Origin of the sequence: Microbacterium sp. SZ1 (assembly GCF_002362255.1) — a bacterium.
Lineage (GTDB): Bacteria > Actinomycetota > Actinomycetes > Actinomycetales > Microbacteriaceae > Microbacterium.
Genome location: NZ_LPVV01000012.1, coordinates 203,256 through 230,102 on the forward strand (window position 1 = coordinate 203,256; position 26,847 = coordinate 230,102).

The 26,847-nt window shown below is 71.0% G+C and carries 16 protein-coding genes and 1 tRNA gene; 5 read left to right on the forward strand and 12 right to left on the reverse strand.

The genetic code is table 11. The features are described 5' to 3' along the window. Positions 1 to 11: 11 nt before the first annotated feature. Genes AUC47_RS08665 through AUC47_RS08675 form a run of 3 tightly spaced genes read right to left on the reverse strand, consistent with a single transcriptional unit; the run spans position 12 to position 4,388 of the window. On the reverse strand, positions 12 to 1,448 hold the full coding sequence (locus tag AUC47_RS08665) for a CDP-glycerol glycerophosphotransferase family protein (protein WP_096714801.1): 1,437 nt from the start codon (positions 1,446 to 1,448) through the stop codon (positions 12 to 14). Then, positions 1,445 to 2,695 (reverse strand): CDP-glycerol glycerophosphotransferase family protein, encoded by a 1,251-nt coding sequence (locus AUC47_RS08670; protein WP_096714802.1) that lies wholly within the window; start codon positions 2,693 to 2,695, stop codon positions 1,445 to 1,447. Before AUC47_RS08670 ends, AUC47_RS08665 begins: the two co-directional genes overlap by 4 nt. 55 nt (positions 2,696 to 2,750) lie before the next feature. Continuing rightward, on the reverse strand, positions 2,751 to 4,388 hold the full coding sequence (locus AUC47_RS08675) for a S1C family serine protease (RefSeq protein ID WP_179297567.1): 1,638 nt from the start codon (positions 4,386 to 4,388) through the stop codon (positions 2,751 to 2,753). Between the two features lie 100 nt (positions 4,389 to 4,488). On the opposite strand from AUC47_RS08675, the gene AUC47_RS08680 reads away from it, so the two are divergent. Next, entirely contained in the window at positions 4,489 to 5,688 is a 1,200-nt protein-coding gene (locus AUC47_RS08680; RefSeq protein WP_096714869.1) for an aminotransferase class I/II-fold pyridoxal phosphate-dependent enzyme, read from the forward strand. Between the two features lie 25 nt (positions 5,689 to 5,713). Here the strand turns inward: AUC47_RS08680 and AUC47_RS08685 are convergent, their stop codons facing one another. Then, on the reverse strand, positions 5,714 to 6,520 hold the full coding sequence (locus tag AUC47_RS08685; protein ID WP_096714803.1) for a carbon-nitrogen hydrolase family protein: 807 nt from the start codon (positions 6,518 to 6,520) through the stop codon (positions 5,714 to 5,716). An 81-nt stretch (positions 6,521 to 6,601) separates the two neighbouring features. On the opposite strand from AUC47_RS08685, the gene AUC47_RS08690 reads away from it, so the two are divergent. Beyond that, a tRNA-Met gene (locus AUC47_RS08690) sits at positions 6,602 to 6,675 on the forward strand. A 64-nt stretch (positions 6,676 to 6,739) separates the two neighbouring features. Here AUC47_RS08690 and AUC47_RS08695 read toward each other — a convergent pair. The 4 genes from AUC47_RS08695 to AUC47_RS08710 all read right to left on the reverse strand — a co-directional run bounded on the left by AUC47_RS08695 (position 6,740) and on the right by AUC47_RS08710 (position 13,342). Continuing rightward, positions 6,740 to 8,236, reverse strand: a complete 1,497-nt coding sequence (locus tag AUC47_RS08695; protein WP_096714804.1) for a purine-cytosine permease family protein — start codon at positions 8,234 to 8,236, stop codon at positions 6,740 to 6,742. A 55-nt stretch (positions 8,237 to 8,291) separates the two neighbouring features. Next, positions 8,292 to 9,116 carry a nitrilase-related carbon-nitrogen hydrolase gene (locus AUC47_RS08700; RefSeq protein WP_096714805.1) on the reverse strand — a complete coding sequence of 275 codons (825 nt, stop codon included), beginning with the start codon at positions 9,114 to 9,116 and terminating at the stop codon, positions 8,292 to 8,294. A gap of 165 nt (positions 9,117 to 9,281) precedes the next feature. Beyond that, positions 9,282 to 12,182 (reverse strand): UPF0182 family membrane protein, encoded by a 2,901-nt coding sequence (locus tag AUC47_RS08705; RefSeq protein ID WP_096714806.1) that lies wholly within the window; start codon positions 12,180 to 12,182, stop codon positions 9,282 to 9,284. A gap of 65 nt (positions 12,183 to 12,247) precedes the next feature. Next, positions 12,248 to 13,342 (reverse strand): YlbL family protein, encoded by a 1,095-nt coding sequence (locus AUC47_RS08710; RefSeq protein WP_096714807.1) that lies wholly within the window; start codon positions 13,340 to 13,342, stop codon positions 12,248 to 12,250. Between the two features lie 116 nt (positions 13,343 to 13,458). On the opposite strand from AUC47_RS08710, the gene AUC47_RS08715 reads away from it, so the two are divergent. After that, positions 13,459 to 14,901 carry a zinc-dependent metalloprotease gene (locus AUC47_RS08715; RefSeq protein ID WP_096714808.1) on the forward strand — a complete coding sequence of 481 codons (1,443 nt, stop codon included), beginning with the start codon at positions 13,459 to 13,461 and terminating at the stop codon, positions 14,899 to 14,901. Between the two features lie 815 nt (positions 14,902 to 15,716). Here the strand turns inward: AUC47_RS08715 and AUC47_RS08720 are convergent. Further along, entirely contained in the window at positions 15,717 to 17,438 is a 1,722-nt protein-coding gene (locus AUC47_RS08720; RefSeq protein ID WP_096714809.1) for an ATP-dependent helicase, read from the reverse strand. Next, positions 17,435 to 18,331, reverse strand: coding sequence for an NAD(+) diphosphatase (gene nudC, locus AUC47_RS08725; RefSeq protein WP_096714810.1), 897 nt, complete (start codon positions 18,329 to 18,331; stop codon positions 17,435 to 17,437). Before nudC ends, AUC47_RS08720 begins: the two co-directional genes overlap by 4 nt. Before the next feature lie 64 nt (positions 18,332 to 18,395). Here nudC and AUC47_RS08730 point away from each other — a divergent pair, with 64 nt between their 5' ends. After that, on the forward strand, positions 18,396 to 19,778 hold the full coding sequence (locus AUC47_RS08730) for a phosphotransferase (RefSeq protein WP_256999494.1): 1,383 nt from the start codon (positions 18,396 to 18,398) through the stop codon (positions 19,776 to 19,778). Here the strand turns inward: AUC47_RS08730 and AUC47_RS08735 are convergent. Both AUC47_RS08735 and AUC47_RS08740 read right to left on the reverse strand, forming a co-directional pair. Continuing rightward, entirely contained in the window at positions 19,724 to 23,221 is a 3,498-nt protein-coding gene (locus AUC47_RS08735) for an ATP-dependent DNA helicase (RefSeq protein ID WP_096714812.1), read from the reverse strand. The genes AUC47_RS08730 and AUC47_RS08735 overlap by 55 nt on opposite strands. Continuing rightward, positions 23,218 to 26,451: an ATP-dependent helicase gene (locus tag AUC47_RS08740; protein WP_096714813.1), complete on the reverse strand. Its 3,234-nt coding sequence runs from the start codon at positions 26,449 to 26,451 to the stop codon at positions 23,218 to 23,220. The genes AUC47_RS08735 and AUC47_RS08740 overlap by 4 nt, the downstream gene beginning before the upstream one ends. A 169-nt stretch (positions 26,452 to 26,620) precedes the next feature. Here AUC47_RS08740 and AUC47_RS08745 point away from each other — a divergent pair, with 169 nt between their 5' ends. Continuing rightward, entirely contained in the window at positions 26,621 to 26,845 is a 225-nt protein-coding gene (locus AUC47_RS08745; RefSeq protein ID WP_096714814.1) for a DUF3107 domain-containing protein, read from the forward strand. Positions 26,846 to 26,847: the final 2 nt, after the last annotated feature.

Sequence of the window (26,847 nt, forward strand, 5' to 3'; positions counted from 1 at the left end):
CGCAGCGCGCGTCAGCGGGTGACGAACCCCTGATCGAGGATGCGGGCGACGACGCGCTCAGCGGCGTGACCGTCGTCCCGGCTGTTGAACTGCGCGCGCCAGGCCGCGTAGCGCGATGCGTAGGCGGCCTCGACACCGTCATCGGCGAGCGCGGCCACGAGCTCCTCCTGCGTGCGGACCAGCGGGCCCGGGGCACGCGCTTCGAGGTCGAAGTAGAAGCCGCGCAGCTGACCGCGGTAGTGGTCGAGGTCCGGCACGAGGAAGAACATCGGCTTGCCCGTGACGCTGTAATCGAACATCACCGAGGAGTAGTCGGTGATGAGGGCATCGGCGGCGAGGAGCAGCTGCGAGGTCTCGGGGTAGCCGGTGACGTCGATCACGCGGGCTCCGTCACGATCGCGATCAGTATCGATCGTGCGCGAGTGACCGCGCACGAGCACGACGGAGTCGGTCTGCCGCGCGAGCAGCTCCGGGTCGACGAAGTCCACCATCTCGGCGCGGTCATCGCGCCACGTGGGGGCGTAGAGCAGCACGTGCTCCTGCTCGCCGATGCCGAGCGCGGAACGGATGGCGGCGGGGTCACCCGAGACGAGCGCGTCGTTGCGCGGATACCCCTCGACCCAGATCGGACGCCCGAAGAACGCATAGGCCTTGCGGAGGACCCGCTCGGCGTAGGTGTTCTGCGCGAGCAGCACGTCCCAGCGGCGGGACTCCTTGACGACCGCAGCCATGCGCCGCGGATCGAACCCCGGCCGGTGCAGCGCGAGCCGTTTGAGGGGCGTGCCGTGCCAGGTCTGCAGCACCCGCTGACCCGGCTTGCGCGCGAACCGGCGCCGCAGCCAGTCGTTCACGACGAGCAGCCTCGCCGCGGCACGGGCGCGCCACCACTCCGGGCTGCCCTCGACGACGGCGATCGCTCCCTCGGGCACCGCCACTGACAGATCGACGACGCTCCAGTACCGCGTCACGGACGGGGCCTGCGCGGCGAGCGCACGATCGATCGCTCGCGGGTTGCATCCGACGCTCCGGCCGTAGAAGCTCTCGAAGAACACCGCGTTCTCGGTCGCTCCGGAGTGCGAGACATAGCGTCCCTCGAGCGTGGACTGCCCCTCCGCGGTCTCGTACACGGGGTCGATGGGCGCGGCCACCCGTGCGACCGACTTCTCCACCGCGATGCGGAGGCCGGGCAGGAGACAGGGTGCGACGGCGAGATCGTCGAGGTCGACACCGGCGATGCGGATGCGGTACTCGCCGGACGGCAGCGGCAGCTCGGCCCCGCCCCACCGGGAGGCGCGGAGCGGGAAGGTCGCCTTCCAGGTCTTGCCGCCTCCGGTGACACGGCCATCGACGCGTGCGCGGGGTCCGACGAGAGTCGCCTCGGCCGGGCGTTCCCCGGTCCCCGCGACCACGAGGGCCTCCGCCGCCTCGTCGATGTGGGCGGTGGTCATGCTGCTCCCTTCGGCGCGGGGACTCCCCGCGCACGGATCCTGTCGTACACGCGTCGGGTGTTGCCGCCGTCGCGGAAGGCGTGCATCTCCGCGCTGAGCGTAGCGGAACGCTCCGACCTCGCCCGGAAGGCGCTCTCGTCGTCGAGGAGCGTCGTCAGCTGCGCGATCGCATCGTCCCAGCCCCGAGCCGCGTCGTCACCGGCGACGTCTTCGAAACGGCCGTAGAAGCCCCGCGTCTCGGCGTACTCCTCGGCGTCCGGCGCCAGGTAGACCACCGGCATCCCGAGCAGCCCGACGTCGTAGGCGAGGGATGAGTAATCGGTGACGAGCACGTCGACGGCGGGCAGAGCGGGGGCCACGTCGGCGAGGACGGTCGCGCCGAGCATCCGCACCCGGTCGGTGGGCGTCGGCGGGCTGTAGTGCCCTTCTCCCAGCGGGTGCGACCGCACGAGGAGCACGGCGTCGCGCTCCTCGAGCGCACGGACGATCCGGGTCCACTGCTCGGGGGTCGGCACCGCCGGGTCCGGGGCGCCGTCGCGCCAGGTCGGCGCGTACAGCACGGTGCGGGCTCCGGACAGGTCGCCGACCGTGCTCTGCAGAAGAGCGGATGCCGTCGCCCGCCGCTCGGCTGGCTCCCCCGCCGACAGCACGTCGACTCGCGGCTCGCCCGTGACGACGACCCGATCACCGGGGAGGCCGAAGGCCGACTCGAGCCGTCCGCGCGACCGATGCGACGCCGCCGGGAGAACCTGGATGCGCTGCGCGGCGCGTCGGTAGAGGAATGCCACCAGCGTGCGCAGCAGCGGCGCCCCGGGGACCGAGGGAACCTGCGTCGTCGCCGGGGAGTCGAGCCCGATGCGCTTGAGCGGGATGCCGTGCCAGAGCTGTACGACGAAGGCCCCGGAGTTCGCGTAGCGGTTCACGTCGCCGAGCCCGTGGGTGACCACGACGACTCCGGCTCGTGCGGTCGCCCACCACCCGCGAAGGCCCGATTTCGGGATCGTGCGGATGCCGAGCGCCGCGGCGTCGCGCTCCTCCCGCTGAGACGAGGTCAGCCACAGCGTGTCGTGCCCCTGCGCGGTCGCGAACCGCTGGAGCGCGAGCGCGCCGTCGCCGACCCCCGCTCCGCAGCCGAACACCCAGCGCTCGCCTCGCGGTACGAGGAGGGTGCCGATGCGCCCCACGAGGTAGAGCGGGATCCGGAGCAGCTTGGCCGCATTGCCGGATCCGAACGAGAAGGACGCCACCCCGCGAGCCTATCGCGGGGTGGCGTCCTGTCTGCGAGCGAAGGAGCGTCGCGGGTCAGCCGGCGAGTTCTCCCAGCGTCACGTCGATCTCGTATTCCTTGCCGCCGCGGATGTACGTGACCTTGGCATCGCTGCCCGCGGCCGCGGCCCGGACCTGCGCGGTGAGGTCGTTGGCGCTCGTGATCGGCACCCCGTTGAACGCGGTGACGATGTCGTCGGCCTTGAGGCCGGCAGCGGCCGCGGCTCCCCCATCCGTCACCTCGGCGATGTAGGCGCCGGAGACCGAGGCGTTCTCGGCGCTCGCGGCGTCGCGGACCGACGCGCCGAGCAGGCCGTGCGTCGCGGCGCCGTCGGCGATGATCTCCTCCGAGACGCGCTGGGCGATGTTCGAGGGGATCGCGAAGCCGATGCCGATCGACCCGGACTCCTCCGAGCTGCCCGAACCGGCGATCGCCACGTTGATGCCGATCAGCTCGCCCTTGCTGTTGACGAGCGCGCCACCCGAGTTGCCGTGGTTGATCGCCGCGTCCGTCTGGATGACGGCGATCGAGATGCTCTCCGAGCTCTGCTGCGAACCGTTGCCGGGGAGGTCGAACTGGAACGGGCCCTGGCCGTCGCCCTCCTCGGGCGACTGCTGCTCCTGCGGGGCATCTTCAGACGACGAGTCCGGAAGGGCGGACGACTGGATCTGGATGCTGCGGTTGAGCGCGCTGACGATGCCGGTCGTGACCGAGTTCGACAGCCCGAGCGGCGCGCCGAGCGCCACAGCCGTGTCGCCCACGTTGAGCTTCGACGAATCGGCGAAGTCGATGGGCGTGAGGTCCTCCGCGTCGGTCAGCTTGATGACCGCGAGGTCGTAGATCGGGTCGGTGCCGACGACGGTGGCCGTGAAGATGCGTCCGTCCGACGTGGTGACGCGGATCGTCGGGTCGGCCACGGCTCCCCCGAGCGTCACGACGTGCGTGTTGGTGAGGACGTAGCCGTCCTTGCTGATGATCACGCCCGAGCCGCTTCCCGCCTCGTTCGCACCGGCGACCTCGATGGTCACGACCGACGGCAGTGCGGCCGTGGCGACAGCGGTGGTCTCGTTCACCGACCCCGGGTTGTTGACCGTCACGGTGTCGGGTCCCTGGGCGACCCCCGTGGTGTTCTCGTTGGAGATCCCGGTGAGAATCGCGCCTCCGCCGAACCCGGCGACGCCGCCGACGAGGGCCGCGGCGACGACGAGGGCGGCGAACTTGACGCCCGCGCGAGGCTTCTCCTTCGTCTTGACGGCGGGGCCCCCGGTGCTCGGGATCGACTCTGCGGTGTGGAGGCCGAATGCCGCGCCCGGGGCGGTCGCGGTCGCCTGGTGAGAGGGGCCCTGGTGAGAGGGACCCTGCGGCGTCGGCGCGCCGTAGGGCGCCTGCGGCGCGGTCGGCGCCTGGCCGAGGTGCGCTGCCGGGGCCTCGAAGGTCGGAGCCGCGGGCTGCGACGACGTGAACGTCGTGGGGACCTCGTGGCCGCGGCCGGGAGCGGCGGGAATGCCGGAGGCGGGGGCGCCGGAGGCGGGCGCGGCGGGGGTCGTCTCGCCGGCGGGGGTCTGGATCACGGCATCCGTCGTCGAACGGTCGACGTCGGACGATGCCGGGGCGGACGGCACGGCGTCGTGCGACGCGGGTGCCGGCTGGTCAGGGGTGGTGTCTTCGTTCATGGTGTGTGCTCCTTCAACAACGCCCCTTCAGAGTGCGCCTCGTATCTGTGCGTTTCGTATGTCGAGGATGAGTTTCCGCTATGGCCTTAGCCTGGTGTTCATGAGTGTCATCCCCGGCGCATGGCGGCGCACGGCAGCAGGAGCCGGACTGCTCGCACCAGACGGTTCCGTCGCACCTACGATCTTCGCAGAGATGTCGGCGGCAGCGGCCCGAACCGGCGCGATCAATCTGGGTCAGGGCTTCCCCGATGAGGACGGTCCGGCCGAGGTTCTCGAGGCGGCCAGAGCCGCGATCTCCCGCGGCGAGAACCAGTACCCGCCTGGTCGCGGCATCCCGGACCTGCTCGTCGCGATCAGCGAGCATCAGCGGCGATTCTACGGGCTCGAGGTGGATCCTCAGCGCGAGGTCATCGTGACCGCCGGGGCGACCGAGGCCCTCACGGCGACCCTGCTCGCGCTGATCGACGGCCCCGACGACGAGGTCGTGGTGTTCGAGCCCTACTACGACTCCTACGCGGCCGCCGTCGCTCTGGCGGGCGCGCGGCTGCGGACCGTCCCCCTCCGCGCACCGGATTTCCAGCCGGATCTGGAGCAGCTGGCCCACGCGGTGACCGACCGGACCCGCGTCATCCTCGTCAACGACCCGCACAACCCCACCGGCACGATCTTCGATCGGTCCGTGCTGGCGGAAGTCGTCCGTCTCGCCGAGCAGCACGACGCGGTCATCGTGACGGACGAGGTGTACGAGCACCTGTCCTTCCACGCCCCGCACATGCCGATAGCCACCCTCCCCGGAGCGGCGGAGCGCACTCTCACGATCTCGTCAGCAGGTAAGACGTTCTCCGCGACGGGCTGGAAGATCGGGTGGGTGCACGGACCTGCCGAGCTCATCACCGCCGTCCTCACGGTCAAGCAGTATCTGACCTACGTCAACGGCTCTCCGTTCCAGCCGGCGGTGGCGGTGGGGCTACGCCTCGGTGACGACTTCTTCACGGGTGCCGCGCGCACACTCGCCCACAAGCACGAGATCCTGGGCACCGGGCTCCGCGCAGCGGGCTTCACGGTGCACCCGCCGCAGGGCGGCTACTTCACGGTGGCCGACGCGTCGGAGCTCGGCGGAGCCGATGCCGCGGCCTTCTGCCGCTCGCTGCCGGAGCGGGCCGGCGTCGTCGCGATCCCGCTCACGGCGTTCGTCTCCCCGGAGCACCGCGACGACTACGCGGGACTGGTCCGCTTCGCGGCCTGCAAGCGCATCGAGGTCTTGGAGGAGGCCGCGGCCAGGCTCTCCGCCGGCTTCTGACGTCTCTCGTCCACGGGTGCCTGATTCAGGCGGGCACCACCCGGTAGCGCCGCACGCGCAGCGACGGGTTCGCGGCGCGGACGCGTTCGATCGAGGCAGCCTCGACCGTGGCCACCGCGATGTCCTCGGTCGTGCCTGCCCCCGCGAGCACGACCCCCTGCGGATCGACGATCTGCGAGTGCCCCACTCCGATCGGCGTGGGGTGGTCCGCGGAGATCACGTAGGCGGTGTTCTCGATGGCTCGGGCCGCGAGCAGCGTCGTCCAATGGTGCTCCTTGAGGGGACCGCGCACCCACTCGGCGGGGACGACGAGCGCGTCCGCTCCGTCGTCGACCAGGGTGCGGGCCACCTCGGGGAACCTCAGGTCGTAGCAGGTCATCAGCCCGAAGCGGATCCCGGCGACCTCGAAGGTCGCGGCCGCGTCGAGCTCGCCCGCCTCCACCCAGTCCGACTCCTTCTGCCCGAACGCGTCGTACAGGTGCTGCTTGCGGTACGTGGCGAGGATGCCGTCGCCGCGGACGGCGACGAGCGTGTTGCGCACGCGCTGGCCATCCGACGCCTGTTCGACGAGCCCGGCGACGACGACGACGCCGTGGTCAGACGCCGCGGCACGCAGCGACGAGACGAAATCGCCGTCCAGCGTCTCGGCGTTCGCGGCCAGCGACTCGTCCATCGGGTCGACGAAGTAGCTCGAGTACTCGGGGAAGACGACGAGGCGTGCGCCGCGGGCCGCCGCTTGCGCGGTCAGCTCCGCGATGCGCTCGCGGTTGCGCTCTCGGGAGTCGGTGGGCGCGAACTGGCAGACGGCGACGGGCACGGCGGCGGAGGTCATGTGCTCATCCTCCCCCACACGCCCGGGGTGTCGGCCTCGATTCGCGCACCTCCGATATCCGTGATAAGTTATTCCTCGTGCCGCGGGGTGGAGCAGTTCGGTAGCTCGCCGGGCTCATAACCCGGAGGTCGCAGGTTCAAATCCTGTCCCCGCAACAAATGGAAGGCCCTCTGGCCCGGAGAAATCCCGGTCAGAGGGCCTTTCGCTTTCCCCGCTCCGTCAGCCCCGGTCGGCGCCGAAGCTCACGGAGCGGATGCCGGCGGCATACGCCTCCTCCTGAGCGAGTCGTCTCTCGGCATCCAGGTCCAGGCCGCGCGCGAGGATGACGTACGCGATCGCCGAGGCGATCAGGCCGACGAACAGGGCGATGTCGATGCCGCCGATAGCCGTCGCCACCGGACCGGTGAACCAGGTCGTGACGACGAACGGGATCATCGCGACGATGCCGACGACGTACGCGGTGATGCCGCGCCACCCCCATGCGCCGTAGAGGCCGTGCGGACGGAACATCTCCGCCACCGCATAGCGCCCGCGACGCACGAGGTAGTAGTCGACGAGATTCACCGAGGTCCACGGCACGAGCACGTACAGCAGCACCACGAGGAAGCTGCCGAAGGAGTCGAGGAACTCCCCCGTCGAGAACGCGGCGCCCAACAGTCCGCCGAGCCCCACAAGGGAGCACGCGACGATGCGCGTCATCCGCGTCGGTCGCACGGGACGGAACGAGTCGGCGACCGTGATGAGCTCGATGCTGGCGGCATAGATGTTGATCGTGATGACGGTGATCAGAGCGGGCAGCGCCGACCAGAGCAGCACCGGCCCCAGCCCCGGCAGGATCGCGTCGGCGGCAGCGCCGATCGCCTCGACGGGGTCGGCCTCCGTGAACAGCGAGGCGACGAACGCGCCGAGGATCATGAGCCAGCCGGCGCCCACGATGACTCCGGACGCCGTGTGGAAGAGCGCCCTGCTCGGACTGGTCTGCGGAGGGAGGTACCGCGAGTAGTCGGAGACGTACGGCGCCCAGCCGAGCGCGTAGGCCGCGGCCGCCGCGAACTGCACGAGGAACGCCGGCCAGTTCATCTCCGCGAACGAGAAGTCCGCGGCAGGCAGGGGCAGCACGAAGATCGCGACCACGGTGAAGACGCCGAACGTGGCGAGGAACAGCCAGGTCAGCCACTTCTGCACCCGGTGGATCCAGTGGTAGCCGACGATCGCAAGGGTCAGCGCGAGAGCAGTGATGAGCACATACCACCACGCGCCCGCGTCCACGCCGGTCGTCGTCGTGAGCACTTGCCCTGCGAGCAGCTGATTGAAGATGTTGAAGCCGACGATGCTCGCGACCACGACGAGGCACACGATCGCGACCCCGCGGTAGCCGAACTGGGCGCGGGACTGGATCATCTGCGGCAGCCCCAGCTGCGGACCCTGTGCGGAGTGGAAGGCCGTGAACACCGTGCCGACGCACACGCCCAGCACGATCGCGAGGACCGACACGAGGAAGTTCGCGCCCATTGCGACGCCCACCATCCCCGTCGCCAGGGTCGTGAGGTTGGCGTTCGACATGAACCACAGCGAGAACAGGCTCGACGGGGTCCCGGTGCGCTCGGTCAGCGGCACCCAGTCGATGGACTTCACCTCGATGCCGCTCGTCGCAGGGAGCGCGATCTCGGTCTGCGCGACGCCCGGCTCGGGCAGGCCGCTGTTCTGATGTGACATGGCTGAGTTCCTTCTCGGGTGAGGAATCGGTGGATGCCGGCGCGGGGCCTACGGGTCAGGACGAGTGCGCGCGGTAGATGTCGGGGCGACGGTCGGCGAACAGGTCGTTGTGCGGCCCGAGCACCTTGTCTCCGGTCGTGATCTGCAGCATCGCGGTCGTCGCGCCGTCGCTCCCCTCCGCGACGACCCAGCCCTCCCCGTCGATCACCGCGGTCCCGCCGGTCCACTCCACCCCGCGTTCGACGCCGTGACGGTCCGCGATCACCGTCGGCAGTCGCGACGACCGGGCCGCGCCCATCGCCTGGATCGTCTCCGGCGGCCGCTCCCCCGCGGGGCGCGGAACCAGGGGCCAGTTCACGGGAAGCGCAAGCAGGTCGGCGCCGGAGAGGGCGAGGGCTCGCGGCACCTCGGGGAACTCGTTGTCGTAGCAGATCGCGACGCCCAGGCGTCCGACGGCCGAGTCGACGACCATCCCGGCATCCGTCCCCGGAGTGAAGACGAGCTTCTCCTCGCCCCAGAGGTGCGATTTGCGGTACACCGCGAGCACTCCGTCGCGCGTCAGCACCGCGGCGGAGTTGTAGAGGTCGTCGCCGTCGCTCTCGGCGAACCCGATCACTGCGACCGTCTGCGACCCGAGCCGAGCAGCCAGACGCCTCAGTCGATCGTCGTCGCGGGGCATCGCGAGGTGCACGGCCTCGTCGCGGTCCGTGAAGACGTATCCGCTCGTCGCGAGTTCGGGTGCGACGACGAGGCGCGGCACGTCGTCGTCGAACGCGGCGAGCGCGTCGGAGAGGCGACGCAGATTCGCATCCACATCGCCGACCTCGATCGTCGGACTCAGAGCGACCGCTTCGATGCTGCGCGCGGAGGAGACGGTCATGTCAGCAACAGTACGTCGCGAAGTGGCATCGGCCCATCACACCGATCCTGTGGTTCCCATCGGGTTCGCCGATGGGGACGTTCGGCGCGGATGCACGAAGCCGCGCGCCCCGCTGCCGCCGGATCTGATCCGTCAGCTGCGGGACGCGCGGCTCGTTGCGAGGAGCTACTCCCCCGATGCGCCTTCGAGCTCGAGGAGCGTGTTGACGGCGTCCGTCAGCCGCTTGTCGGCCTCGGCGAACTTCGTGAGGTCGCCCGACTTCAACGCCGCGTCGCGGTCGAGCAGCGCCTGCTGCGCATCCGCCAGCGCGTCGGCCTCGGCATCCGTCGGCGTCGTCGGCTCGGTCGTCGGCACCTCACCGGTGTCCGGATCGGGCTGCGTCGGCTCGACCTGGTCATCGCCGCCGGTCGCTCCGGAGTCACCGCCGAACAGGGCGTCGAGCGCCGCCGTCAGGGTGTCCTCGAACGCGACCTTGTCACCGAAGGCCACCAGGACCTTCTGCAGACGCGGCAGCTTCGTACCCTCCGACGACTGCACGTAGACGGGTTGCACGTAGAGCAGACCGCCACCCACGGGAAGCGTGAGCAGGTTGCCGTAGATCACCTGCGACTCGCCCTGCTGCAGCAGGTTCAGCTGCGGCACCACGGACGTGTCGGAGTTGTACGTGTTCTGCACCTGACCGGGACCGGGCACCGTGGTGTCGGTGTCGATCTCCAGCATCCGCAGCTGGCCGTAGCCCTCCGACTTCTTGCCTGCTTCCGATCCGGCGTCGGAGTCGACGGCGAGGTATCCCATCAGCACGTCACGGTTGCCGCCGCTGCCGGAGGCGCTCGGGATGAACGTCGAGAACATCGAGAATCGCGGGGAGTCCTGCCCGGGCATCTGCATCGTCAGGTAATACGGAGGCTGGAGCACCGAGTCGCTGCGCGGGTCGTTCGGCGTCTGCCACCGGTTGTCCTGCTGTGCGAAGGAGCCGGCGGTGTCGATGTGGTAGATCCCGAGGATGTCGCGCTGGACCTTGAACAGGTCGGTCGGGTACCGCACGTGGCTCATCAGGTCGCCCGACATCTCGCTGACCGGCTTGAGCGTCGACGGGTAAATCTTCTGCCAGGTCTGCAGCACCGGATCCTGGTCGTCCCACGCGTACAGCGTGACGGATCCGTCGTAGGCGTCGACGGTCGCCTTGACCGAGTTGCGGATGTAGTTGATCTCGTCGATCGCGAGAGACGGCGACGGAAGATTCGAGTCGGCGATCGCCTCGGACAGGCTCACGTTCGTCGAGTAGGGGTACGACGAGCTCGTGGTGTAGCCGTCGATGATCCAGACGATGCGACCGTCGACGACGCTCGGGTACGGGTCGCTGTCGAGCTCGAGGTACGGCGCGACCTTCTGGACGCGGGTCTTCGGGTCGCGGTCGTACAGGATCTGCGAGTCCTCGTTCACGAGGTTCGAGAACAGGATCTGCTCCGACTGGAACTTCAGCGCGTACAGGAGCTTGGTGAACGTGTTGCCGATCTTCGGTCCCCCGTCGCCCTCGAACGTCGTCTTCGTCTCGCTCGAGCCGTCCTTTCCGCGCGGATAGTCGATCTCGACGGGATCCGACCCGTCCGGCGCTCCGACGATCGAGTACTCCGGGGAATTCTCCCCGAAGTAGACGCGCGGCTCGAAGTTCTCCTGGTCGGTCAGGAATCCCGACGAGGGGATGCCGCGCTCGAGGAAGACGGGCTCGCCGTCGCTCGTGCGCTGGTTGCCGGCCGCAGCCACGAGGCCGTAGCCGTGCGTGTAGACCGCGGCGCGGTTGTTCCAGTTCGTGACGTCGACGCCTTCCATGTCGAGGTCGCGCACCGACACCACCGTGTCCTGCATCTGCCCGTCGATCTCGTACCGGTCGACGTCCATGTTCTCCTGGAACTGGTAGTAGCCGCGGTACTGCTCGAGCTGCCGGACGGTCGGGCTGATGACGGCCGGGTCGACGATGCGGATGGATGCCGTGGTCTCGGCGTCGGCGCGGAGCTGGCCGGCCTCCGCATCGGTCTCGGCTTCGAAAGGCGTGGTCTCGAGATCGGCGACGCCGTACGCCTCTTTGGTGCCGTCGATGTTCCGCTGGTAGAACTCGGCCTGGTAGGCGTTCTGGTTCGGGCGCACCTGGAACGTCGTGACGGCCCACGGGTAGCCGACGCCGACGACGAGGGAGGCGATGATCAGCAGCGCGGTCGCCGCGAGCGGGAACCGCCAGCGGCCGATCACGGCCGTGACGAAGAACAGCACGGCCACGATCGCGGCGATGATCGCGAGGATCGCGAGACCGGGGATGGTCGCGTTGACCCCGGTGTAGGCCGGGCCGACGATGCGGTCGTCGGGGCTCACGAGCGTCTTGTAGCGGTCGAGCCAGAGGCTGACGGCCTGCGCGAGGAGGTAGAGACCCGCGGTCACCGCGAGCTGGATGCGCGCTGCCTTCGAGATGCGCAGCTCGCCCTGGCCGATGCGCACCGAGCCGTACAGGTACGACACCAGCGCCGTGACGATGAGCGTCAGCAGCAGCACCGCGGAGACGAACGCGAGCAGGATCGAGTAGAACGGCATCGCGAACATGTAGAAGCCGGTGTCGACACCGAACTGCGGATCGGTGGTGTCGGTCGCCACGCCGTTCGCCCAGAGCCAGACGGTCTTCCACTGGCTGGCAGCCGAGAAGCCGGCGAAGAGGCCGAAGAAGATAGGCATGCCCCACATCGCGAGGCGGCGCAGGGGCTCGATGACCTCCTGGTAGCGATCGAGCTGCGAGCTCAGCCGCACGTACACCGGGCGCAGCCGGTAGGCGAGCTGGATCGCGACGAACAGGGGCACCGCCATGCCCAGGAATCCGACGACGAACATGGTCACCGTCGCGATCCACTGCGTCGTGAGCACGTTCGTGAAGCCCAGCTGGTCGAACCAGAGGTACTCGGTGAAGAGCGACGAGAAGACGAAGAAGACGGCGATCAGCGCGGCGATGATCGCCAACGAGATGCCGAAGATTCTTCGCGAGGTTCGAGGAGTGGCCGGGTTCGGTGCGGAAGTCGAGGTCACCCTTCCATCCTAGGCACGCCTTACTGTGGTGCGGCTGTCGTTCCTGTCACGGGGAGGTCACGGCGTCACTTCGCGTCGGCGGTGTCGCAGGTCGGCAGGGAGCCGATGTCGCCGCCGTTCGCTATCACCTCGAGCGCGGCGAGCGATTCATCGAGCGTCGAGGTGCTCAGCACCGTGAGGCCGTCGGGGATGTGCCCCGTCACCTCGTCGCAGTTCGACTCCGGCGCCAGGAAGTAGTCGGCACCCGCATCCCGCGCTCCGTAGAGCTTCTGGCGGATGCCGCCAATCGGGCCGACCGTGCCGTCGGCCTCGATCGTGCCGGTGCCGGCGATGTTCTCCCCGCCGTTGAGCTCGCCCGGGGTCAGCGTGTCGATGATTCCGAGCGCGAACATCATTCCGGCGCTCGGACCGCCCACGTTGTCGAGCTGGATCGTCACGTCGACCTCGAAGTCGTAGTCGGTGCGCAGGGTGACGCCGATGAGCCAGGTCGTGACGTCCCCCTCGACCTGCTTCTCAGGAGTGACCTCGACGGTCTGCTCGTCGCCGCCGCGGAGCACCGTGAGCTGTACGGGGTCGCCAGCTGCATCCTGGATCGCCTGGCGCAGCAGCTTCGCCGAAGCGACGGGGGTGCCGTCGACGGCGGTGATGACGTCCTCAGGCTCCAGGAGCCCGGCCGCGGGGGCGTCGTCGAGCACCTCGACCACCGCGACCGCGGCACCCGTGTCGTACCCGAGCTCGCCCAGAGCGGCCGCCGTGGCCTCGTGCTGCGAGTCGACCATCAGGGTCGCATTGCGCTCGTCGCGCTGCTCGCTCGTCTGCCCCTCGGGAAACACCGACTCGATCGGCACGACCGCGCGTGACCGGTCGGTCCATGCCAGGGCGAGCTCGAACCAGCTGGGGGTGCGCTCGCGGTTGCCGACGACCTGCACGGTCGTCAGGTCGAGGGTCCCGCCCGTCTCGTACGTCTCGGCGCCGTCCACCTTGATGAGCGGGACCTGCTCGTCGTCGGCCCCGGCCGCCGTGCCAAGGGTGTCGTACACGGGTCCCGGTCGCTGGATGACGTACGGCGTGGGGAGGAAGGTGAGCACGACGAGCGCGATCAACGCGACGATCAGCGCCCACACTCCCAGTCCGAGCTTCACAGACCGGGTTCGATCCACAGGTTCCTCCGTCGTTCGCGGGCGGCGTACAGCGATCTGCCCATGCCCGGGTCTCACGGCCGATCCTGTGACTAGCGTAGATGCCACGGCTTCAGACGTGCTGAGAGGCGAACCCGATGGCAGACAACGACCCGACCCCCGAGGACTTCCAGGAGTTCCTCCGACGAATGATGTCCGGCCAGGGAGGCGGAGACATCGACCCCGAGGCGCTGCGCAACGCGTTCTCGGGCATGGACGGGCTGCAGCTCGATCCGGCCATGATGCAGACGATCATGGCGCAACTGCAGGGTGCCTTCGGCGGCGACGCCTGGGAGAACGCGCTGCGGCAGGCGCTGCACATCGCCAACCGCGACGGGCTCGGGATCTCCGAGGGCTCGCGCACCTCGCTCGCCGACTCGTTCGCGCTGGCCGACCTGTGGCTCGGCGAGGCGACCACCATCTCCGAGCTCGCCGAGGCGCCCAAGGCCATGACCCGCGGCGAATGGGTGGAGGCGACCCTCCCGGTGTGGAAGGAGATCGCCGACCCGGTCTCGACGAGCATCGCCGACGCGCTCACCGCGGCGCTCGACAGCCAGGTCCCCGACGACATGCGGGGCGTGGTGCAGGGCGCCGGCAAGCTGATGCGCGGGCTCGGCGGATCTGTGTTCGCGGCCCAGTTCGGCCAGGTGCTCGGCAACCTGTCGCTCGAGGTCGTATCGGGCGGCGACGTCGGCATCCCGGTGCTCCCGGCGGGCACAGCGGCCGTGATCCCGCAGAACCTGGCGGGCTTCGGTGAGGGTCTGGAGATCCCCGAGGACCAGATCGCGCTGTACATCGCGACCCGTGAGCTGGCCTATGCGCGCCTCTACCGGCATGCGAAGTGGCTGCACCTTCACGTCATGGCGCAGATCACCGACTTCGCCCGCGGCGTGACGGTCGACGTGGATGCGCTCGAGGACGTCGCCAGCCGTCTCGACCCCTCCGACCCCGAGGAGCTGCGCGCGGCGATCGAGGGCGGCGCCCTTCTGCCCACGCAGACCGATGCCCAGCGCGAGGCCCTCTCCCGGCTCGAGAACCTCGTCGCGACGATCGACGGATGGGTCGACGTCGTCACCGCGCAGGCCACCGCACGTCTTCCGGACGGAGCGCGCATCGCGGAGGCCGCACGTCGGCGCCGCGCCGTCGGCGGGCCCGCGGAGGACGCCCTCGGCGCGCTCGTGGGCCTCAAGCTGCGCCCGCGCCGCCTGCGGGAGGCGTCGGCGATGTGGCAGGCGGTGACGGATGCCGTCGGCGCCGCCGGACGCGACGCGCTGTGGGACTACCCCGACCTCATGCCGACCTCCGAGGACATCGACGACCCCACGGCGCTGGTCGCCCGGCTGCAGGCGACGGCCCGCGGCGAGCAGCCGGTGGCCGACGAGTTCGACGAGGCGCTGGCGCGGCTGCTCGACGGCGAGGACTTCGGCGGTGGCGACGCGCAGAGCGCCGACGCCGGCGAGCCGTCGTCGGACGCACGCGGCGACTCGAGCGTCGACGACGCGGGCGACGACGAGTCCCCCGAGGGCGACCGCCCCGTGTGACCTACCCGATGTGACCCTCGCGGGGCGCCTCTCCTGCACGGGACGGCGCCTCGCGGAGTTCTCCACCGATGCGGCGATCGGGGTGCCTCGGCATCCGATTCCTCCGCAGAATCGAGGGATGCCGCTCAGTACTCCGACGATCACCCGCCTCGACCCCGCCGTCCCTCTCCTCTGGCGCGACGGCGACACGCTGCAGGTCGGGCTCGAGGGGACCCTGCGCATCCCGGCATCCGCGCCGTGGGTCGAGCACGTGCTCGCTCGCATGGCCGCCGGCTTCCGCCGCTCCTCCTTCGACGTGATCGCCCACTCCCTGGGGGCGCCGCGCGCGGAGGCCAGGGCGCTGTACGCGCGCCTCGAACCGCTGCTGGTCGACGAGGTCGCCGTGCATCGCGCCGCCTGGGTCGAGAGCATCGACGTGCGCGACGGCCGGTGCGAGTACCGCCTGCGCGAGGCCCTGCTCGACGAGGGGGTGCCGGCCGGCGATCCGCGTTCCTCGGCGGACGTCGCGGTCGTGCTCGTCGAGGGCGCGGCCGCCGCTCTGCAGTTCCGCCGCTACCTGCGCGACGACGTGCCGCATCTGCCGGTGGCGCTCGAGCGCGGAAGAACCACAGTGGGGCCGCTCGTGGTGCCCGGAAGCTCTCCGTGCCTCGCGTGCCGAGATGCCCACGAGCGCGATCGCGATCCCGCCTGGCCGCGGCTGCACACGCAGTTGATCGGCCGCGCCTCCGGGCCGATCAGCGCCCTTCGCATCGCGGATGCGGCCACCGCGGTCGCCGCGATCCTCACCGCCGGAGCCGACGGAGCCGTCATGGAGCTCAGCGGCGGCGGGCGGCGCGAGCTGCGGCCGGCGAGATTTCACGAAGAATGCCGGTGCCGCGAGCAGTCGTTCCTATCTCAGCCAGGAAGCGCGACGGCGCCCGTTCCCCTCGGCCGGCTGAGCGCGACCACGACACCGACAGCGTACGCGCGGCCCGCGTGACGCCGACGTAGGCGAGTCGTCGTTCCTCATCGATCGCGTCGAACCCCGTCGCATACGAGATCGGCAGGGCGCCCTCCGCCCAGCCCGCGAGGTGCACGTGCGGCCATTCCAGACCCTTCGCGGCGTGCAGCGTGGACAGGGTCACCGTGCGCATGGTCGGCTCGTGCTGATCCTTGGCGCGTGCCATCAGCGCATCGCTGAAGCTGCGCAGCGTCTCGTCCGGTCCCGCCTCCTCGGCGAGTCGCAGGATCGCGCGTCGCGCCTCCCATCCGTCGCGCTGCGCACCACCGGCCGCCGGGGGCTCGTCGGTGAGGCCCAGCTCGCGGAGGACGCGCTGCACCCCGGGGAGGAAGCCGTGCTCGGTCGGCGCGACCGCCGCCGCTCGCAGGGCGAGGATGGCCTGGCGGACCTCGGGCATGGCGAAGAAGCGCGTACCGCCGAGCACCGAGGTGGCGATGCCCTCTGCGGCGAGCGCCTGCTGCAGAGCAGCCGATTGCGCGTGGGCGCGGTACAGCACCGCGATGTCGGAGGGCGAGGCGCCCTCCTCGATGCGTGCGGACACCGCGGCGGCGATGCCCTCCGCCTCGTCGCGCTCGCTGTCGTAGGCCGTCACCGTCGGCGTGTCCCCGGAGAACGTCTCGCGTGCGGGCATGAGCTCCAGTGCTCCCGGCCGACCCCGCATGAGGGCGTTCGCCGCCTCGAGTATCGGGGCCTGCGACCGGTAGTTCGTCTCGAGACGCACGACGGTGGCGTCGGGATGCCGTCGCTCGAACTCGAGCAGGAAGCGCTGCTCGGCTCCCGCGAAGGAGTAGATCGTCTGACTCGCGTCACCGACGACGCAGATGTCGCGCCGGTCTCCGAGCCAGAGCTCGAGGAGACGGTTCTGCAGCGGGGATACGTCCTGGAACTCGTCGACCGTGAAGTGGCGGTACTGCTCGTGCACGGAGGCGGCGACGCGGGGTTCGGCCTCCAGCATCCCTGCGCAGGCCAACAGCACGTCCTCGAAGTCGAGCTGATGCCGTTCGTCCTTAAGCGCCTCATAGCGCTGCTGCAGCTCGACGAGCTGTTGGGCGTCGATGCCGCTGGGCGTGCGGCCGAGCGAGGCGTGCTTCTCGATCGAGAGCATCGACACCTTGCGCCACTCGATCTCGGACGCGATGTCGCGCAGCGTCGCCGTGCTCGGACGCAGGCGCATCGCGTCGGCGGCCTGCCCCAGCATCCGAACCTTGTTGTCGATGATCGACGGAGCCGGCGATCCGGCGAGGGTCGGCCAGAAGAAGTTCAGTTGGGCCAGCGCTGCGGCGTGGAACGTCCGCGCGGCGACGCCCTCGACGCCGAGTGCTCGCAGGCGTCCGCGCAGCTCTCCCGCCGCCTTCGCCGTGAAGGTGACCGCCATCACGCGCGACGGCGAATAGGCGCCGGTGTCGACGCCGTGCGCGATGCGGTGCGTGATCACCCGGGTCTTGCCGGTCCCCGCACCGGCGAGCACGGCGACAGGACCGCGCAGCACGGACGCCGCCTCCCGCTGCCTGTCGTCGAGCGCGTCGAGCGCGCTCACGCGCGCCCCTCGTACCAGGCCGTGATCAACGCGCGTGCGATGGATGCCGGCCCCGGCAGTCCGACGGGTCCCTCCCCGGCGAGCGCCGTGCCGATCTCGTCACGCGTGAACCAGCGGACGTCGATGATCTCCTCGCCGTCGGCGCGCACCTCGGCCTCGTCGAGCGCGACCGCGCGGAACCCCAGCATGAGCGACCGAGGGAACGGCCACGGCTGCGACGACACGTAGTGCAGCGTCGCGAGGCGCACCCCCGCCTCCTCGGCGAGCTCGCGGTGCACGGTGGTCTCGAGCGACTCCCCCGCCTCGGTGAAGCCGGCGAAGCACGAGTACATGCGTCCGCCCCAGTTGGCGTTGGCGCCCAGGAGCAGACGCTCGCCGTCGGCGCTCTCGACGGCGACGATCACGGCGGGGTCGGTGCGCGGGAAGTGCTCGCGTCCGCACACGAGGCAGCGCCGCGACCACCCGGCCTGACGAAGCTCGGTGCCCCCGCCGCAGGTCGGGCAGAACGGCGCATCGCGCAGCCATCCGCCGAGCGCGAGGGCCTCGATGAGCAGCTCGGAGTCCTCGTCGCCGAGGCGGGCTCCGAGATCGCGAAGACCCAGCCACGTCTCGTCCGGCGCGGTGTCGATCGTGTCGGCCTCGGGGGTCAGCACCGCGAGGAGCACGACCACGCCTTCTGAGTCGCGGCCCAGCAGCGCCCAGGTCGCCTCGCCGACCTCGGAGGGGGCGACGCGCAGGAGCTGCGGTTCGTCGAGATCCGCGCCGGCGATGCGCGCGCGGCCGTCGCGGACGGCGATGACCCTGGTCGTGTCGTCTGCCCGGAGCCGCTCGATCACTCCCGCCTCGGCCCGCAGCTCGGCCGCACGGTCGAAGGACGCGCGCATCGTGGTCATCGACTCCCTCTCTCACGGGCGTGGCGGAGGCGGGACCGCCCCGGCGCCCGCCTACCCTGGGGGTATGGGACGCTCTCCTTTCACTCTAGCCGCGGCGGTGACGGCCGCACTGCCCGGAGCGGAGGTGACCGGAGCGCGACCGCTGACCGCGGACGGCGACGGACGTTTCGACTCCGCGGTCGCCTCCCTCGCCGACGGGCGGGAGCTCGCGATCCGCGTGGCGGAGGACGACGAGGCCGGCCGCGAGCTCGCCGCCGAGGCGCTCGCTCTCCGCGCCCTGACCGCCGGCGCGCGCGCGATGCTGCCGTTCGAGGTCCCCGCGTACATCGGCGAGACGCGCCTGGGCGATGCCCGCGCGCTCGTCACGGAGCTGCTTCCCGGCTTCCAGATCGAGGCCGCTCACGTCCCGGCGGGTCGCGGAGCCGCCGAATCGATAGGCGCCGCGATCGCCGCCGTGCACGCGCTGCCGACCTCCGTCGTGCGCAGCGCGGGCCTTCTCGCCCGAACCGCGCAGGAGAGCCGCGACGAGATCGCCCGGCTGGTCGACACCGCCGCGGCGACCGGACGTGTACCCGCACGCCTCACGGTGCGCTGGCGCGAAGCGGTCGCCGATGACGACCTCTGGCGTTTCGAGTCGACGGTCGTGCTCGGCGGGGTTCAGGCCACCTCCTTCGTGTTCCGCGACGACCCCGAGGCCGGCCCTCAGGTCACCGGCGTGCTGGGCTGGCACTCCCTGTCGGTGGGCGACCCGGCGGTCGACCTCTCCTGGCTCTCGACCGCGCCGGATGCCGCGGACGACGTGACCGCGGCATACGCGCGCACGATAGACCGCGTGCCCGATCCGGCCCTCGAGGTGCGTGGGCGCCTGCTCGCCGAGCTCGAGTTCGCGCGCTGGCTCGTGCACGGCGACTCGCTGCGCCGGCAGGACATCGTCGACGACGCCGCCGCCCTGCTCGAGGCACTCGCGGACGGACTGCGGCACGACGACCTCGCGGTGATCTCGGCACGTGCGGACGGCGTCGACTCGGCCATGGACGCCCTCGACCGCGTTCCCGCCACCGCAGCGGCCGGGGCAGGAGCCGCAGGCGCCACGGCGATGGAGACCGACGCCTACAACCCCGACGAGCTGTGGCACGACGAGTCAGACGGCGACGGGCGGCGCGACACCGGCTCGCTCGGCGTCGGCGCGGATGCCGACAGCACCCACGACCTCTCGGATGCCGCGGCGGAAGCCGCCGAGGCCGCGCGGCGGGCGGATGTCGGCGGACTCGAGACCGAGGATCTGTCGGGCGTGCGGGATCGGTTCCCCCTCTCCCGCGGCGGCGACGGTTCCCAGGGTGCGTCGGACGGGTCTGCGGCCGCGGACTCGCACGAGTCCCCCGAGGACGAGGCTCAGCGTGCCGCGCGCGCCGCGCTCCAGCGCTGGAGGAGCTCGGACTCCGAGTAGACGCGGTCGCCGCGTATGACCAGATCGTCGGCGACGTAGTACAGGGCGACGTCGATCTCGTCCAGGGGGACCCCGAAGCGACGGTGGTAGGCGAGTCGGTACAGAGCGAGCTGCAGCATCCGCTCGTCGCGTTCCTTCGCCGTGCGGGGCGCCTTGCCCGTCTTCCAGTCCACGATCTCAATCCGGCCGCCGCGGTCCGCGCGACGGTAGACCGCATCGAGCTTGCAGATGACGATGTGCCCTGAGCCGTCGTCGTCCGGTGCTCCGCCGAGCGCGAAGTCGATCTCGATCTCGACGGCGATCGGCGCGAGCCCGCCCCATTCGCTGCGCTCGAAGATCTGCTGCAGGGTCTGCAGGTCGGCCGCATCCGCGGGCGACACGTCTCCCGGCGAGTCCGCAGCGAGGTCGTCCTCATCGAGCTCCCACAGCGCCTCCTCGACGCGTGTGCCGACGCCGACCAGCTCACTGCGCCGCTCGACCCAGGCGTGGAAGAGCGTGCCGAGCCTGGTCTGCCGGTACGGCCGCTCGGGCACCGGGCGCACGATCGACGAGATTGTGGCGTCGAAGTCGGTCACGTAGTCCTTGAAGCGCGATGCGGGGACGCGCGTGGGAGGCTGTGCTGCCGTTCCCCTCAGACGCGCCTCTCGCTCGGCGAGGAGACGGGCCAGCTCGGGACTCGCGACCGGATTCTCGGCCGCAGCGGCCCGGACGGCGGCCGCAGCGGACTCGACGAGCGGGCGGCGCGCGCCGAGCGGATCGAGCGGCCAGCTCAGTGTGGCACCCGGCCCCTCGTACGGGTTGTCCTCCGGGTCCACCGGCTCGATCGCGTCGAGGCCGAGCACGTCCATCGCCTCGACCAGGAACGGGCTCGGCACACGCGGCGACTTCTGCCCGGCCCAGTGGGCGCCGGTCAGCAGCAGATCGGTGCGCGCCCGGGTGACCGCGACGTACGCGAGACGGCGCTCCTCCTGCTGCTGGTAGTCGCGATAGGCATCCTTGAAGCGCTTGAGTGCGCCGCCCTGCGGGTTCGCCTTGGACACGCCGCCCGACAGCGACGACTGCGCGAGAGCCTGCCGCTTCTTCGGATCGGCCTCATCGCCCATCGCAGCCACCGGGTCCCAGTCGAACCTCGGCAGAGCGTCGCGGTCGCCGCGCAGCGCGAAGGGCACGACGCCGAAGCCGAACCATCCCGACGTGTCGGACACGCGGCCGGGGAGTTCGTCGGTGACGAGCCGCACGACGGCGACGGCATCCCACTCCAGACCCTTCGACCCATGGATCGTGAGCAGCTGCACGACTCCCGGCTCAGGGGGTTCGGGTCGAGGCATGAGCTCGTCCGTGCTCTCGGCCTTGTCGAGCCAGGCGAGCAGCGCGCCGATCGTGCCGCGCTCGTCGGCGGCGAGAAAAGCCCGCACCTCGTCGGCGAACGCCCGGAGCTGCGTCGCCGCGACTCGCGCCGGCCCCCGCGTCTCGTTCGCCGCGAGCTCGATGTCGAGCCGGAGCTCCAGCTCGATCAGGCGGATGAGCTCGGGGATCGGCTGCGACGACGCGCGCCGCAGCCGTTCGAGCATCTCGCCCGCCGCGCGGATGCGGGAGCGCCCGTCGGGGCTGATCCCCGCGATGAGCCGGTAGTCGTCGCGCACCGCGCGCACGACGTCGACCGCGTCGATGATCGACACGGCCTCGTCGGCGCCGCGCGAGGAGCGGAGGCGCACGCGCACCTCTTCCGGCAACGGCATCATCCCGGTGTCGCGTTCGGAGAGCGTGCGGCCGAGGTCGTAGAGCGCGGCCATGTCGGCGACACCGACCGCGAATCTCGGTCCTGTGAGGAGCCGGATGAGGGCGGACCCAGCCGTCGGATCGTGCACGACGCGCAACGTCGACACCACGTCGACGACCTCGGGCGTCGCCAGCAGTCCCCCGAGACCCAGGATGCGGTGCGGCACGCCGCGCGCGGCGAGAGCGGCCGCGAACGTCTGCATGTGGCGCTTCGAGCGGAACAGGATCGCACCGGTGTGGGGACGACCCGCCGCTGCCTGGTCGTGTGCTGCTCGTCGCTCGACGAACCAGTCGGCGACCTCGGCAGCCTCGTCGTCGACCGTGAAGGGGAAGCGCACCTGCACCGCGCCCTCCCCCGCCCCCGGCCTGGGTTCCAGCGGCGGCACGTCGAGCCCCGGTCGCTGCAGCGGCTCCAGAACGCGGTTCGCGACATCGAGGATGCGGCTGTCGTTGCGCCAGCTGGTCATGAGGCTGTAGATCGCAGCCGGGGACTCGTCCGGGCCGGTGAAGGCCCCCGAGAACGCGTACAGGTTGTCGGCGCTCGCCCCGCGCCACCCGTAGATCGACTGGTGCGGGTCGCCGACCGCCATCACCGCTGAGTCGCGGAAGAGCTCGGCGAGGAATCGGGTCTGGATGACCGACGTGTCCTGGTACTCGTCGAGCAGCACGACGCGATGCTGCTCTCGCAGCTCGGCGCGCACGTCGGGCGCCGACTCGACGATGTCGTACGCTCCGCCGACCTGGTCGGCGAAGTCGAGCACGCCCCGTCGGCTCTTCTCCGCGATGTAGTCGCGCACCAGCTGAGCGAGCGTCGCGAGACTCAGGAGGTTCGTCGCGGCGGTCTCGACGGCGGCCGTGCCACGGTACGGAGCGAAGGCCTCGGCCTGCTCCCTCGCGATGCGCACCGCGTGATCGACGTCGACCCGATGGTCGAGCACGTCGCCGGCGAGCCGCTGCACCGCGTCGATCACGGTGCCGAGCGCGAAGTCGATCTGCTCGAGTTCGGGGATGTCGGACCGCAGCACGACCTCGCGCGCCAGCATCCAGGACGCCGCCTGACTCAGCATCGCGACGTCGGTGTCACGACCGATGCGGGCCGCGTGCTCCCTCACGATGCCGTCGGCGAAGGCGTTGTAGGTCGACACACGGGGGCGGATCATCAGCTCCTCCGCGGCGCGGGGTGTCGCGGGGTCCCAGCCGGTGCCGTACGTCGCGGCGAGCTCGTCGAGCACTCGCAGCCGGACGACGTCGCGCTGCCGACCGGGCGCGGCGGCCCCGACACGCTCCAGAGCGCCGCTCGCCACGATCTCGGGGAGGAACGGGAGCAGTCCGCGGCGTCCGTACTCGTCGATCAGTGCGAGCCGCGTGCCGATGCGCTCGGCGAGCTCGCCCGCCGCCTTGCGCGTGAAGGTCAGGCCGAGCACCTCGTCGCGGCGGACATGGCCGTTCGCCACCAGCCAGACGACGCGGCCGGACATGGTCTCGGTCTTGCCGCTCCCCGCCCCCGCGACCACGAGGGCCGGTGCGGGCGGCGCCTCGATCACGCGCTGCTGCGCGGAGGTCGGTGCGGGCTGTCCGAGCGCCGCGGCCACGTCGGTCGCGGAGATGCCGAGGGTGCCCGGCCACGACTCGGCGGTCGCGCGCGGCGTATCGATCAGGGTCATGCGCTCACCGCCGGCACGGTGTGGATGCGGCAGCGATTGATGCGGCGCTGGGTGTCGGCGCAATGCGCCTCGACCTGGGCGGTGAAGCTGGACGCCGACATCCCGCGCGCGGCCTCCCCCACCCGCCGCAGGAATGCCGTCTTCGCCTCGTCGTCGAGCGTGTGCTGGTGCGCGATGCGGTAATCGCTCTTGGCGAGGGTCTTGGACACCACGACCAATCGCGCCCCGGCGAGCGCATCGGCGGGCGCATCAGGGATGAGTCCCTGCTGCACGGCGACCTGATACGCCGCGAGCTGGGCGTGCTCGACGACACCCGGGTCGGACTCGGGATCGGACTTGCCCGTCTTGAGGTCGACCACGACGACCCGCTCTCGCCGCGCATCGTCGGCCTCGGCGACCGCAGCGATGGGCTGCCACCTCTGCCCCCGCGCATGCGGGTGATCGCCCGCACCGGGTGGGTAGAGCTCCACGCGGTCGATGTAACCGTGGATGATCGCCTGATCTCCGTGCTCGTCGCCCACGGGATGCACGGCGGGGATCTCGTCGTCGCCCACGGGGATGTCGACGGCGAAACGGAACTCCACCTCACTCGCGATCTCGCGACCGCCGTCGCGGCGGACGTCGTGGAGGTACGTGTGCAGCCGGTCGATGAGGGTGTCGGCGCGGCGTCGCTCCTTGCGCCCGATCCACTCCGTCTCGAAGTCGAGCTCGGGCCAGTGCTCGGCGAGCACGGCGCGCATCTGCTCGAGATCACCTTCCGGCGACCGCTCCATCGCCTCGTGCACGATGGTGCCGATGCCGGCGGTCGGCGGCATGACGGTGTCTCCGCCCAGCGCCGACACCGCCCAGTTCAGCCCGCACTCCTCGAAGGACTCGAGGCGCGACGGCGAGACGCGCGCCCCCTCCACCGCCAGATCGCGGAGACCGGAGTCCGTCGACGGCGGCGTGACCCCGTACCATTCGGACGGGTCGGCGCCGGGGACTCCTTCTCGGGCGAGCACCGCCAGCTGCTCAGCGGCCTCGGACCTGGCTGCGGCGGAGTGGGAGGTCGTGAGCACGCGCCGATGCCGCGCGACGAGCCCTCGCAGCGTGAGCGGATGCTCGGCGGACGCGTGCTGGGCCGGAGGGGGTGGGGGCGGCAGGAACGCGAAGAACGGACTCGGCGTCATGTCGTCATCGTCGACCGCGGTGATGAGCAGCCGACGGCGCGACCGCGAGATCGCCCTGACGAAGAGACGCAGTTCGTCGTGCAACGCCGCGCGGCGCCGATCGAGCACGCCCGCGGACTCCTCGACCCGACCCGCGCGCGCGGCGAGCAGTGCGTCGGCGAGCCGCCAGGTCCGCAGCATCCCGCCGCGGAGACGCACGTTGGGCCATACGCCGTCCTGCACCCCGGCGACGACGACGGCGTCGAACTCGGTTCCGAGCGCTGTGGCCGGTGTGAGCAGCGTCACCCTGCCCGGACGATCGGGGCTGGAGAGCGAGTCCTCCGGCACCTCGCTGTCGAGGATGTCGCGCACGAACACCTCGGGCCGCTCGTTCGGAGTGCGTTCGACGAACCGCTTGGCCGCGCCGAAAAGCGACACGAGCGCGTCCAGCGCCCTCGCGGTCTCGGCGCCGCTCGCCTGCATCGACATCTCACGCCACGCGACCTGCAGCGACCTGCCGTCCACCGCCCTCGCGCGATCCCACACCCGCCAGAGCAGGTCGTGGATCGTCTCGCCCTCTGCGGCTCCCTTCGCGACCTCGGCGACGGTCTGCGCGAATCTCGCCGCCGTGCGCGATTCCGCCGCGTCGATGAGCGTGAAGTGGTCGGGCCCCGTCAGCGCCTGTCGCAGCAGCTCCCTGGCCGGCGTGGATCCGCCCTGCTCGAGCTCCACGTGCCGCAGTCGCGCGCGCAGCCGTCGGAGACCGATCGCATCCATCCCGCCGAAGGGCGTGCGCAGCGCTTCCTCCCACTCCTGCGGGGTGCGCTCCTCGGCCGGCGTCAGCGCGAGACGGACGACGCCGACGATGTCGCGCACCACCGACTCGCTGCCGAGCGGGCGTTGCACGCCGGCGGCGCGCGTCGGGATCTCACGGGCCGCGAGCTCGGTCTCGAGCTGGGCGACCTGGCGCGTATCGTGCGCGATCACTGCCATGCGGTCCCACGCCACCCCGTCGACCAGATGCCATTCGCGCATGACCCCCGCGATGCGGTCGAGCTCCTCGTAGGGCGAGGGGGCGATGAAGGTCGAGACCGACGCATCCTCTGCACCGTCGGTCTTCGGCGCCGGTGCACGCCGGTGGTCGACGCGGCCCGATGCACCGATCGCCTGCGTGACGGTTCGCGTCAGCGACGTCAGCGACGCCGTCTGGCGATGCGGGGCGTCGAGCACGTGGACCTCGCCGAGCGCGGTGGCCAGCTGCGCGAACAATTCGGGGGTCGCACCGCGGAACGCGCCCGAGGAGATGTCGGGGTCTCCGAAAGCGAGCACGGCGACACCCCGCTCGCGGAGCGCCTGCACGAGGGCCACGCCACCGCGGGTGAGCTCCTGCGCGTCGTCGATGAGCACGATTCGGAGATCGGCGAGCGGGCCGAGCTCAGCGGCGCCCGCGCCCTGCAGGATCGTCCGCGCCTCGGTGAGCAGGTTGGCAGCGTCGCGGTGCGCGGCACGGGCGTGGTCGAGCACGGCGCGGTACTCGACGAGGAAGTCGGCCACGGCCGTCCAGACCGGATCCCCGGCACCGCGGAGGTCTTCCGGCTGCGCCCCCAGTTCGGCGCACTCTGCGAGGAAGGCGCGCAGCTCCGAGCGGAAACCGCGCGATCCGCGCACGGACGCGCTCAGCGCCTCCGGCCAGTCGATATGCTCGTCCTCGGCGTCGCCCGCGAGGAGGTCGGCGATCAGGCGGTCCTGGTCCGCTCCCGTGAGCAGAGCTGGCGGCTCTTCACCCGCGTGCACCATGGCTCCGCGCACGATCTGGAAGGCGAAGGAGCCGAGCGATCGCGCCAGCGGACCCGGGGTGGCCTCTCCGATCCGGACGCCGATGCGGTCGCGCAGCGACGTCGCCGCCTGGCGGCTCGGCGTCAGCACGAGCAGGTGCTCCGGCTGCACGCCCTCGTGGCCGAGCAGGTGCACGACGCGCTCGATCAGCGCACGCGTCTTGCCGGTGCCCGGCGCGCCGATGACGATGCCGGAAGCCGTCGCGTCGGCGCCGACCACGGCGGTCTGCGCGGCATCCTCTGTCATGTCCTCCACGCTACTGCCGTGCGCCGACATCGTCGTCGAGCGGCTGCGCGGCGAGGCCCTAAGCACGCTGTGCGCTCAGGGCGAAACCGCCTCGTCCGGCCGGTCCGGCCCCGATGCCGCGGGGTAGAGTTGGGCGCACAGCATGGTCGATTCGACAATGGGAGTACGCGTGGAAATCCGCATCGGCATCATCAACACCGGCCGCGAGCTCAGCTTCGAGACCTCGGCGACCGCGGACGAGGTCCGCACGCAGGTGTCCTCCGCCCTCGAGCAGAGCACCTCGCACCTGAACTTCGCCGATGTGAAGGGGAACTCCTACCTGGTCCCCACCGCACACCTCGCCTACATCGAGCTCGGCACCGAGGAATCGCGCCGCGTCGGCTTCGTGGCCTGACG